This window comes from Flavobacterium selenitireducens (assembly GCF_014748335.1).
In the GTDB taxonomy this organism is placed as follows: Bacteria; Bacteroidota; Bacteroidia; order Flavobacteriales; family Flavobacteriaceae; genus Flavobacterium; species Flavobacterium selenitireducens.
This window is the reverse complement of sequence record NZ_JAAVIY010000001.1, coordinates 486,163-498,404: the sequence shown is the minus strand read 5'-3', so window position 1 is coordinate 498,404 and position 12,242 is coordinate 486,163. Positions and strand designations below refer to the sequence as shown.

Below are 12,242 nucleotides of genomic sequence, written 5' to 3'. Positions count from 1 at the left end.
AATGGAGGCTTCGCGCGCGTTGTGTTGTTTAACGTAAGATCGATCTGGCGACAGGCGACCGTAACCATCAAGTTACCAAAACGTTGTATTGACCCGGATTCCTCGTGAAGTAACATAGTGGCCAAAATTTGCATACTCTCGCTAAGTTAACCCGCAATTATCAGATGGTGATGTCAGATCGGGAATGATGCACGACTCAGTTAGCCTGCTAACATGAACCAGGCGAAAAAAAGCCGCACCTCGCGAAAGATGCGGCGGCACAAAGACGAACTTAGGATTCATCACCTGTTCACGTAGAGGCTTGCGGCAACGGACATTCGAATGGCTGCAGTCGTGTTTTGCCGGCTTCCGTCGGTTCCGGATAATATGCTTGCCGTCTTGATGTCCCAATCTTTATCCCGCGGCGGTTTCTTTTTACGCAGGCTGGCGAAATGATGGGCGTAGCGGGCGATGGAAGTCGTGGTAAACAAGATCTGCTTATCGGCGCTCGAAAACGTTAGATCCTGTGTTATCGAATCCTCATAGTTGACGATAAAATCATAGATCTGGGCGTATTGTTTTTCTTGGGATTTATAGAGTTCAAGCACCGAGAGAAAATTCGCCAGACTGATTTTGGCTTTGAGCGACAGAGTTGACTGTTCGATGACCTGGAGCGCTTGCAGGCTATCTGCCAAGATAAACTCCAATCGCGATTCCGACAGCGGTATAAAGCCTCCCGGCGTTAGTTGAACCATAGATGCGTTCGCTAACGAAAGCGACTCGGTCAAGTCTATGGCGTCTCCCATGGATAAAATAGGAGAGGGAGCCATTTCATAAGCCAGGCATAGCTCGTTGTGAAGCTTGCCGGCACTGTCAAAGGCATTTGCTTTATTTTCCGGATAGCCGGCCATCGACTTCGAGAATTGATGGGTCTGTGATGTTTGGGTCGTCAAATCCTCCTCGGAATGACAGGAACTGAGGATCAATAAGATCATCCATAGATATAAGTGTTTCATGGTTTGTTTTTGAAATGGTTACTGATTCTTTTCGATCAGTTCATTTCGCCCGGGTGATCTGAACTATGCCTGCCTGCGCAAGCCGTTTTGATTTGAATTCGAGACAAATCTATTCGGCCGATTTTTGCTGTACAACCCGTAATTGTTGCGTTTACGGGAATTTATTGCGTTCAATTCTTGGAATTTCACCTGTTTAAATAACAGGCAAAGCCAGTGTTTATGAGTGATTTTTCTTTACATTAGTAACTCGGAATCACCCGACTATTTCATTTAACTAATTCCCCATGACGCGATGGCCTTGCCTGTACTTATGCGGCTGTTTCCGGCAATTATTATCGCTGTGTTTACGCTTCGGTGCTATTCTCAGCAACCGGCAGTTCCTGATACGCTGGCAGGGAAAACCTATCTGTATTTCCGTGAGATACTCGATGATGACAATCTGGATTCGGGAAAACAGCAATTGTACGCGCGCGTTTATCTTGCCAAGGCAAAATCGCGTAACGATAGGGAAGAATTGGTGGAAGCTTATAAAAGTATGCTATATGTTTCCAAACCGGAGGTCAGGATAGCGTATGCTGACAGTATGATCTACGCTGCACGAAAGACCAATATCGATAAATTGATAGGCTCAGCTTACCTCACAAAAGGCATTACATATTACGGACAGAACAACCTCAAAGATGCGCTCGACAATTACCTGCTTGCCGATTATTTTATTTCGCAATCTGATGACCATTACCTGATCCACAAGCTGAAGTATAATTTAGCCCAAACCAAGTATTTCCTTGGCCGGTATGAATCTGCGCTGGCACTTTTGAAAGATTGTGTCTCGTTTTATGAGCAGGACGAGGGGACGCCCTGGTTGAATTCGCTTCACCATCTGGGACTTTGTTACACCAGGTTGGGCAAATACGACCTTTCTACGACCGTAAATGAATTGGGATTGAACGAATCCTTAAAATCCCGGCACGACAATATGGTGTTTTATTTCGCGCATTCAGAAGGGATGAACCAATACCATCGCAAGAATTATGAGCTGGCCTTGGTAAAGCTGCGGCAATCACTTCCCGAATTGACAAGGGCTAACGACTTGCGCAACGAGGCGGTGGCGTATTACTATATCGCAAAATCCCTGGTTGGCCTGGGGCAATGGCAAAAGGCAATTCCGTATTTGCTGAAAGTGGATGAGACGCTGATGAAACACGATTATACAAGTAGCGATTTGCGCGATGGTATAGGAATGCTTACGGACTATTACGCATCCATCGGTGATACGAAAACAGCCTTGCGCTATTCGTTTCACTTGCGGAAGGCGGACAGCATCCTCGGGAACAGTTTTAAAAACGTGTCCAACAAAGTACACACTACAAACGACGCCCATATCGATGATCTGGAGACGGAGCAACAGGATAACCAAATGATAATGTGGTCGATAGGTTCAATTGCATTTTTGAGTTGCGCGACGGGTGGCGTATTGTATCGGCGCAACCGCCAATTGAAAGGCCGCTTCCAAAAACATTACGATGACCTGCTACAAAACGGGGATGTTGCCGATAAGAAGGAACAAATTGCCTATGCCGCCGCGGAAATTACTCCCGAGAAAGAGTCCGAATTGTACGCAAGCCTGATGGATTTTGAGCAGCGGCATTTGTATCTGGGAAGCAACATGACGCAGTTCGCTGTAGCCAAACTGTTGAACACCAACACCAAATACCTGATTTATATCATCAAGAAGTACCGCAACAAAATGTTCGTCCGCTACATCAATGACCTGAAAGCGGAACATGCTTATCGCTTGCTGGAAAAAGAAATCCTTTACAGGAATTTCGACCAGCAGTCCTTTGCCGAAACATTAGGGTTCGGTACGGCTCAAAACCTCAGACGCGCCTTTAGGAAGCGGTACGGATTTTCGACACCTTTCTATATCGAACAGTTGAGGAACGATATGGATAAAGGCGATCCGGCGAAGTCCTTTAAGGAAATGTAGTGGCGAGAACCGACTTTGAAAAGATCATGGGGCAATTATACGGATCTTTACGAAACAGTCGATTATACGATGGCGACCAGGGTAAACCACGATGATGCCAGCCAGCCTCTTATAAATTCACGATAGTAAAAAATTCACCCAACTTCAAATTACGGCTCTCGAGTATCTTGGCCAAAGTCTCCAACGTAATACTGTAGTGTTCATCTTCGAGAATTCGCCTCACCGTCTTCTCATCAATATTGTGCTCGATGGCAAAAGCCCGATTGGACTTGGCCTTGCGTATCCATTCTTTGGATATAAACTCACATATTGTTCGACTCAGGTTAGGCATTAAGGCAAATCTCGTCTCTACCGAAGAAAAAAATTCGGACAGCTATCCGCGTTTTGATATTATTTATTATATTCGCAATTGATTACATATTTTTGCGATACTTCTTACAGAAAGCATTAGAAGCATTCGCTTTGAATCCTGCTCTAGAAACTGGTAATTTCAAGCACAAGGAGGACAAGTGACCTGCTCACGACCCGGGCGTGGGCTCACTTATTCGTGTGCAGGTATACCAGTGCCATAGAGCCGATAAGCTGAGTCCCACGCTTTTTTATTCCACACCGCGTAGGCTCTTTAACCCAATTAAGCTGATTGCCTATGATGAACTAACAAAAAACGCCTAATTCACGCAATCGATTTCGTAACCAAAAATCATTGTGTGTCAATGAGTTAAAAAAGCCCCTCACTCAGTCGCCAAACTTCCGTGAAGGGCTTTCATTCGATGCAAACAAAACAAAGTTTCATTTAACCTTACCAAAGTATGAAAAACTTTTCATTGCGTAAGGCAGCGGCTGTATTGCTGTTGCTAAACGCGGCTGGGCATGTGAGCGCCCACGCCTCAGAATTGCGCATACCGCTTAAACCAAACCACATTCAGGTACAGCCGCAAACCATTGGCGGTACCGTTAGCGATGCCCGCGGGCCTTTGCCGGGCGTGACCGTCGCCGTTAAAGGCAAAACTGTTTTAACCACTACCGATGCCTTGGGCAATTTCTCGATAGATGCCCAACCCGGAGAAATGTTAGTTTTTTCGTTTGTCGGGTATAAGACGGCTGAAATAACGTTGGGGAGCAACACGTCGCTAAAAATCCTGCTTGAGGAAGATGTATTGTCATTGCAAGACGTTGTTGTAAATGCCGGGTATTACTCGGTGAAGGAGAAGGAGCGTACGGGGAGTATTGCGCGGGTTACAGCATCGGAAATAGACAATCAGCCTGTTACTGAAATGCTGGGTGCCTTGCAAGGCCGTGTCGCGGGTGTCAATATCATCCAGACGAGCGGCACGCCAGGCGGTGGGTTCGACATCAAGATCCGCGGCCAGAACAGCCTGCGGGCGGCAGGGAACAATCCATTGTTTATCATTGATGGTGTTCCCATCTCGCCCGACGGGATAGGGAGTGGTATTAATTCCCCTGTGATGGTCCGGCAGCCATCGCCTTTAAGCACGATCAATCCCGAGCAGATCGAAAGCATTGAAATTTTAAAGGATGCCGATGCTACCGCCATTTATGGATCCCGTGGCGCAAACGGTGTGGTGCTTGTCACCACCAAAAGGGGCAAGGCGGGAAAGACACGTTTTACGGCAAAATTTGCTTCCGGCCTGGGGAGTGTTGCCAAGTTCACCAAGCTGCTGAACACTCAGGAATACGTTGCAATGCGGGAGGAAGCCTATCTCAACTCGGGAAGCGCTATCCCGCCGTCCGCTTACGATATTAACGGCACCTGGGATCGGACGCGCCGCACCGACTGGCAGGATAAGCTTTTAGGTGGCGTCGCGGAATTTACCAATGTGGACGCCGCCGTTTCGGGAGGCTCGAATGAGACGCAGTTTGTGTTGACAGGAAATTTTAATAAACAGACCGGTGTCTACATCAAGGATTTCGCCTACAAAAAAGGAGGGATGCGCCTTAACGTCAACCACGAATCGCCTAACAAAAAGTTCAAGGCAACCATGAATGTTGGTTATACGGCGCAGAAGAACGACCAGCCGCGGCTTGACCTGACTCGTGATGCGGTACGCCTGGCTCCCAATTCACCCGAGCTTTACACGGATACAGGAGAACTGAATTGGGAAAACAATACGTTCAACAACCCGATGCGCCAACTCGAAGGGCAATACGTGTCTCATACCAAAGATTTGGTTACGGGCGGATTGCTATCGTATGAAGTGTTGCCAGGCTTACAAATAAGGAGCAATTTGGGATATACCTCGATCAGTAATGACGAGTATACCGCATCACCGTCCACGATTTACAGCCCCGCGACGGGATTGGGTCCCGAATGGGCGTCGGTGGTGGCCTCATCGAGCAAGAGGAGTTCATGGATCATGGAGCCGCAGGCGCAATGGGTTCGTGAATTCGGAAAAGGTCGCCTTGATGTCCTGGCGGGTGGGACGTTTCAAAGCCAAACAGGTTCGCAGTTGGTTCAAACCGCAACGGGCTTTCCCAGCAACAGCCTTATCTATAACCTTGCGGCAGCAACTACCCGAACCACTCAGCTCGACAACATCGTCGAGTATCGTTACCAGGCGTTTTTCGGGCGCGTCAATTACAACTGGAAGGGAAAGTACGTCCTGAATCTTACGGGCAGGCGTGACGGCTCAAGCCGCTTTGGCCCCGGGAAGCAATTTGCCAGCTTTGGGGCGACGGGCTTCGCGTGGATTTTTTCGAAAGAGAATCTACTTAAAAACAGCGATCTTTTAAGCTTCGGAAAGCTTCGCGCAAGCTATGGCACGACGGGCAGCGACCAGATTGGGGATTACCAATTTCTGGACACGTATTCGTCTTCGGGCATTGGGTACGATAATGTTATAGGTATGGGCCCAAGCCGGCTGTTCAATCCTAACTTTGCCTGGGAGCGTAACCGCAAGTTCGAGGTGGCACTTGAGACGGGTTTCTTTAACGATAGGATTTTCCTCACGGCAGGATATTTCAGGAATGTTTCTGACAACCAGCTCGCAGGCCTTCCGTTACCCAGTACGACAGGTTTTTCAACCATTCAGGCTAATCTCGATGCCTCGGTACTCAACAACGGCTTTGAATTTACCTTGCGTACAGAGAACGTGAAAGGGCGCAATTTCAATTGGACCACTTCTTTTAATCTTACTGTCGCTCGCAATGAACTGTTGGAATTCCCTGATCTCGAGTCGAGCCCTTATGCGACTTCGTATCTTATCGGGCAGCCGTTGAACATCCGCAAGCTGTATCATTTGGAAGGCGTTGACCCACAAACCGGTATCTACACCTTTAAAGACGTAAACGGGGACGGGCAGATCACGGCATTAGACGACAGGAAAACCATTGCAGATCTCAACCCTAAATTCTACGGTGGCTTGCAGAACCAGTTTCGCTACAAGGATATTTCGCTTGATTTTCTCTTCCAGTTCGTCAAGCAGGAAAACTTTGGGGAGGAAAGCTTTTTTGGGATGCCAGGGACGGAGTCCAATCAGCCCGTGAGCGTTCGCGACCACTGGCAACAGCCCGGCGATGTCGCGTCTCATCAAATGTATGCGACTGTCGGCAATACTGCGGCGTCTGTCGCCTACGGGCGGTACATCGAAAGCGATGCAATGATAAAGGATGCATCGTTCATCCGCCTCAAATCGCTCTCGCTTTCTTACAACGTGCCGGCAAAGTGGACAAAGAAAGTCAGTCTCAGGTTCTTTTTCGAGGCTCAGAACCTGTTGACCATTACGCCTTACGATGGAGCCGACCCTGAATTTACGGTAGTTGGTTACTTGCCTCCGCTACGGATATGGAATACTGGGATTCAATTTTCATTTTAAAAACTACAGCCATGAAACTAAATAAGAATATTGAAAGTTGCTGGGGTGCGGGTACCTTTACCTGCAGGCTCGCTTTGTCCGCGGTCATTATCGCAATAGCAGCATTGCTGCTTGCGGGCTGCGATGATTTTGTAGAGGTGGATTTGCCAAATTCGCAATTGAATACTCCTAACGTATTCGAGGAAAAGGCCACCGCTCACGCCGCCATGACTGAAGTCTATACACGGATGCGTGATAACGGTTTGTTCAGCGGGAACTTCCGGGGACTTTCTTTTTCGATGGGGCTCTATGCCGATGATCTTGATTATTACGGCAACCCAGGTAACGGCTACGGCCAGTACTATGCAAATTCGGTTACGGTGACCACTGCGGAAGTGCGCACTTTATTCAATACCACGTACAACCAAATCTACGGCTGTAACGCCATCGTCGAGGGTATTGGCAATTCTACTGCGCTTCCCGCGGCAGATAAGGACAGAATTCTTGGGGAGGCGTTGTTTGCGCGTGCCATGCTTCATTTTTACCTTTCTGAAATATTCGGCCCCATTCCGTACATCCGTACAACAGACTATGAGCAAAACCGACACGTTTCGCGTACGCCGATAGCCCAGGTGCGCGCGTTATGTCTGGAAGACCTTGATCGAGCTGTGTCGCTGTTGCCGCTGGATTACCTGGCACCGTCCCGTACCCGTCCCAACAAAATGGCAGCCCGCGCGCTGGTAGGGAAAATTGGGTTGGCATCCGGCGATTATGAAATGGCCGAAAATGAAGCCTCCGCCGTGATTAACGAAACGGCCTTGTACCAGAACGTGCAAGATTTAGCTCAAACCTTCCTCAAGCAAAGTGCGGCAACGATCTGGCAGTTCAGCCCGGCAAACAACAGTTTCGGCACACTAGAGGCTTCGACGTTCATCTTCAACGCGGGCCCGCCTACCAATGGCGCTTTGACGCAGGATTTGCTAGCCGCTTTTCCGCCGGGCGATCTGCGAAGGCAAAACTGGGTCAGGGCTATTTCTGATGGAAGCACTACCTGGCATCATGCTTATAAATACAAAGCGACTTCCGGGACCGTGGCCGAAAATTCAATTGTTTTCCGCCTGCCGGACATGTACCTGCTACGAGCGGAAGCACGAGCCCGTTTAGGTGAACTGACCACGTCCAAGGAAGATTTAAACCTAATCCGAAATCTCGCAGGCGTAGGTAATACCGGCGCGGTTTCACAAAGCGAAATATTATCTGACATCCTGTTACAGAACCGACTTGAATTCTTTTGCGAGCACGGGCACCGCTTTCTTGACCTGAAGCGTTATGGCCTTCTCGATACCATACTCTCGCAAACCAAACCCGGATGGGACAGCGACGATGCGTTACTGCCGATTCCGGAAGCGGAGATTTTGCTTAATCCGAACCTTTTGCCTCAAAATCCCGGATATTGAGAGCCATGATATTTAGTTGGGTTAGTTTTTTGGGGCTTTTGTGTGCCTGTCCGGTATTAGGACAGGCTGCAAAGGCTTTGCTGCCCACACAGGAGGAATACGACAAATGGGCAACGCTTTCAAATGGGGAACTATCGCCGTCGGGCATCTGGACAACTTATACGCTATCGTATGTTCAAGGGAAAGACAGTTTATTTTTAAAGCACGCCCGCACGGGAAAAGGATTTGTGCTGCCAGGACATAATTCCGGAAAGTTCGTTGGGGAGGGCCACTTTTATAGCTTATCGTCTACGGGCGCCTTCGTTATGTATGATCTTATCACAGGTGTAAAATGGGAGGAGGAAAACATATCGGCCATCGAGGTGCTTTCAGGAGAAGGGTATTTGATGCTCACAACGAACAAAAAAGGCGGTATTTCTTGTGTTCTGTTGCGGTCTTTGGATGGCGTACTCATTCAAAAAATCGAAAACATTGCCAGTGTGACGCTAAGTCCCAACAAAAACGCCGTTGCCTTTTGCCAAAAGAGTGACGAGAAAGTAATTGCCGGTTTAGTCCTCGTCGACAAATTACGAGACCTCCAAATTATGGCAAAGGCTGACCAAGGACTGTTTGCCAATCTCACCTGGAATAGGAAAAGTAATACAGTGGCATTTACTCTGAAACCCGACGAAAAGACACCTCCTAAAAATCTTACCCTGTTTGATGTGAAATCCAAAAAAAAGGCGGTACTGGAATCGACGGCCTTAGACAGATTTAACCGCAAGATTGATGCATTTTACGTAAATCATCTGGTGGTATCTGACGATGGTAAGCATATTCTATTTACGACGACAGCCAACCAAACTTCTGAGAAGCCAGCAAAGGATATCCCTCATATCTGGAATGCACACGATACGCGACTTGAAAGTGCCCGGTCGGGCATAGCAACCAATCGACATTACTGGTTTGTATGGCAACCGGTAACTGACAAAATAATTGAGCTGGACGCCCGATTTCGTTCTATAGACATGTTGTCAGCAAATAAATACGGCTTGGGTTACGAAGAACAGGGGTATAAGCTTTCTTTTCGCACTGACAATTACCGCGATATTTATCTTATTGATTTTACAAACGGGAAAAGCGAACTGTTGGTGAAGAACCAATCGGACGGGTTAAATCTTTTTGTTCCTGGTCCCAATGGAAACCATATAGCATACTTTAATGATGGGTTGGGTTATATCATCCATGTGGCTACAGGAACTACTGCGCGAATCGATAAAATAAAGGAATTCGCCGCGTTAAAGGATCAGCTGCGCTTCGTAGCATGGGAAGAGAATGAAAAAGCGGTGCTTTTATCTGACGGGCTCAGCGTTTGGCGGGTTCATCCTAACGGGACCCAGGTGAAAAGAATTTCCCCTGAGTTGCCCGGCGTGAATTTCCGCCTGGATACCAGAAGCAAACTCGTTTCCTTTAAAAACCCACTCCTTCTTCGTGCCAATACACCCGACCATCAACAATCGGGCTATTTCGTGACTAATCAAGACGGGCAAACGAGATGTTTGGTTTATCGCGATAAGCGGATTTCTGAGATGAAGCTTTCCTCGGGCGGTAAAGCCTTCAGTTATCTTGAAGAGGATTCCGATATGCCGCCGTCGCTCGTGCTGTCTGACACACATTCAAAAACTGTAATTGTTCAGTCAAACCCGCAATTTGCCCGCTACAAGTGGTCCAAATCTGAAACAATAGAATTTCACGGAAACCACGGCAAGCTGAAAGGTGTCCTTTGCTTCCCGTTTGATTACGACCCGGCCCGCAGCTACCCTATGATAGTAAATGTATATGAACAACAAAGCCATCGGCGACGTGCATTTGTAAATCCATCGCTGCGGAACCCTGCGGCATTTAATACTACTTACTACACCAGTCGGGATTATTTTGTGCTCTTTCCTGATATCGATTACATTATTGGTGAGCCTGGCTTCTCGGCCACGACATGCGTTGTGAACGCAACTGCCTCCGTTTTGGAAAAATTTCCCGTCGATAGGGATAGAGTAGGCCTGATGGGGCATTCTTTTGGGGGTTACGAAACCAACTTCATCATCACGCAAACACGACTGTTCGCAGCGGCGGTATCAGGTGCAGGTGTTTCAGATCTCGCAAATTGCTATCTCACGGAAAACGCCGCAGGCCATAATACAAATTTCTGGCGTTTCGAAGAAAATCAAATGCGTATGGGAAAAAGCTTTTTTGAGGACACCCAAGGGTATTTTGACAATTCGCCAATAACGCATGCGGCGAAGGTAAAAACGCCTTTGTTGCTTTATGTCGGACAGAATGACTTTCAGGTCGGAGTCAGCCAAACAATGGAATTGCATCTGGCCATGCGCCGCCTTCGAAAAGAGAGTGTTATGCTGATTTATCCCGGCGAGTCTCACGTTTTCGGTCATGCTGCCGGACAAATGGACGTTACGGTCAAAGCGGGTCAATGGTTTGATTTTTATCTAAAGGGAGGTTTGAAGCCCGCCTGGACGAATCCCCATTAACCCATAAATGACAATGCAGCGCTCATTGGCGCTGCATTGCTTTAATGAATGTGTTACGGTTGTATTTTATACAACGGCAATGGACACGTTACAGGGGAGTCCATTTTCCAAAGTGTTCCCTGTGGGCTTGTACAAGCACCATTGTCGTTGAACACATCGGTACACTCGACGTCAGACAGATGGCAGGGATCTGCACTGCTCACATAATAGCGCCCGGTGATAATGGTAGGCGCTTCATCGCTTGCCATTGAGGTCGTTGCGAAAGCTCCGGCAGCACCCAGTACAAGGGTGGCCACAGGCATAACAATGCCTTTCAAAGTAGTTTTCATAATTATAAATTTGTGGTTGCGATCTACTCTTTTCCAGGTTTTCGATCATCCCCTGATACTGGCCGGTATATCTAGGGCAGTTTATCCGCCCGTTTTTTCATTCTTAGTAGTAGCTTTAAGATTCTCTCTCAATCCATAACGAACCAATTGGTTTTCGATAAGTGCATAAAGCTCTGTTCCATCTACGAGCATAGCTCTCATCTTTTTGCCGTTCACGTGATAAATTGGGAAACTTGAGCGGTATGTCTGCTCTTTAAGGTCATAGACATCTACGATGCTTGCCTGTTTCCAAAGTGCGTCGTTCTCAAATTGACCGGGTAACATAGAGTTCACAAACAATAATCCTCCGTCGGCTGCCGTAATGCGATTAACGGTAAGCGGAGGTCTTGCGAATGTTTTTCTGCCGTCCTTCAATGTTGCAAGATGTATTTGGGCTTTGGATATTGTGTCGATAGTATTGCCGCGGAATTCCAAGGTAAGATCGTCGCTGGCGACAATAAATTGGTTTCGGTAGAAATAGGTGTATATCAGCCTGGCGGTTTTCCTGTCATAAGTCAAACAACCATCGGTATCGAAAAAAGCGTCGAATTGTGCTTCGAGCAAATTCTCTGCAAAATAAAGGTCTTCCGTTTTTTCCGTGTTAAGCCTGCCCAGAAGTCCTTCTCCATTGCCGCTTTTCTCAAAGCGGAGGGCTATGTTTGTAGTATTCGTAGGTTCAAGAATAGTGAATCGTTTTCCTGAATTCGAGATTAAATTTCCTTTCCAGTCCTTTGTGCTCCCTCTGAAAATATAAGGGGCAGAACCCTCGTATAAATAAAACACATCTCCACGTATTCTGATCCGGGGCGCTTTAAGTTTCACTTCGTTTCCATCTACCTTGATCTGATATTTTTTAAGAATCCCGGTTTTCAAATCAACTACCGTTATGTAAAGCGGAGTCGTGGAATTCCCGAGATACGCTTTGCCGTTTTCGAAACCAGCAAAATAGTAAGAGTTGTATACCAAGTCGATCTTGCTTTTTTCAAACGCCACATGGTGTGGAAAGCGCCTTACGAAATTGTTTTGGTGATGGATTATTCGTTCTGATATTCCGAACAATCCTGCTACCGTGGCTACTGCGCCTAAGGCACCCATAACCAA

7 protein-coding genes are annotated in these 12,242 nt (G+C 47.5%); 4 read left to right on the top strand and 3 right to left on the bottom strand.

Annotation, left to right across the window (positions count from 1 at the left end):
• Nucleotides 1–281 precede the first annotated feature (281 nt).
• Nucleotides 282–995, bottom strand: a complete 714-nt coding sequence (locus tag HC229_RS02165) for a hypothetical protein (protein ID WP_191018790.1) — start codon at nt 993–995, stop codon at nt 282–284.
• A gap of 292 nt (nt 996–1,287) precedes the next feature.
• Here HC229_RS02165 and HC229_RS02160 point away from each other — a divergent pair, with 292 nt between their 5' ends.
• The 4 genes from HC229_RS02160 to HC229_RS02145 all read left to right on the top strand — a co-directional run bounded on the left by HC229_RS02160 (nt 1,288) and on the right by HC229_RS02145 (nt 10,773).
• Nucleotides 1,288–2,982, top strand: coding sequence for a tetratricopeptide repeat protein (locus tag HC229_RS02160; protein ID WP_191018789.1), 1,695 nt, complete (start codon nt 1,288–1,290; stop codon nt 2,980–2,982).
• Between the two features lie 809 nt (nt 2,983–3,791).
• Complete coding sequence (locus HC229_RS02155; protein WP_191018788.1) at nt 3,792–6,815, top strand: SusC/RagA family TonB-linked outer membrane protein; 3,024 nt, start codon at nt 3,792–3,794, stop codon at nt 6,813–6,815.
• An 11-nt stretch (nt 6,816–6,826) separates the two neighbouring features.
• Complete coding sequence (locus tag HC229_RS02150; protein WP_191018787.1) at nt 6,827–8,251, top strand: RagB/SusD family nutrient uptake outer membrane protein; 1,425 nt, start codon at nt 6,827–6,829, stop codon at nt 8,249–8,251.
• 5 nt (nt 8,252–8,256) lie between these two features.
• Nucleotides 8,257–10,773 (top strand): alpha/beta hydrolase family protein, encoded by a 2,517-nt coding sequence (locus HC229_RS02145; RefSeq protein ID WP_223845512.1) that lies wholly within the window; start codon nt 8,257–8,259, stop codon nt 10,771–10,773.
• A gap of 53 nt (nt 10,774–10,826) precedes the next feature.
• Here HC229_RS02145 and HC229_RS02140 read toward each other — a convergent pair whose 3' ends face one another.
• Together HC229_RS02140 and HC229_RS02135 are read right to left on the bottom strand one after the other, a co-directional pair.
• Entirely contained in the window at nt 10,827–11,102 is a 276-nt protein-coding gene (locus HC229_RS02140) for a DUF6520 family protein (protein ID WP_191018785.1), read from the bottom strand.
• Nucleotides 11,103–11,183: 81 nt separating this feature from the next.
• A complete protein-coding gene (locus tag HC229_RS02135) occupies nt 11,184–12,236 on the bottom strand; it encodes a hypothetical protein (RefSeq protein ID WP_191018784.1) in 1,053 nt (350 codons plus the stop codon).
• Nucleotides 12,237–12,242: the final 6 nt, after the last annotated feature.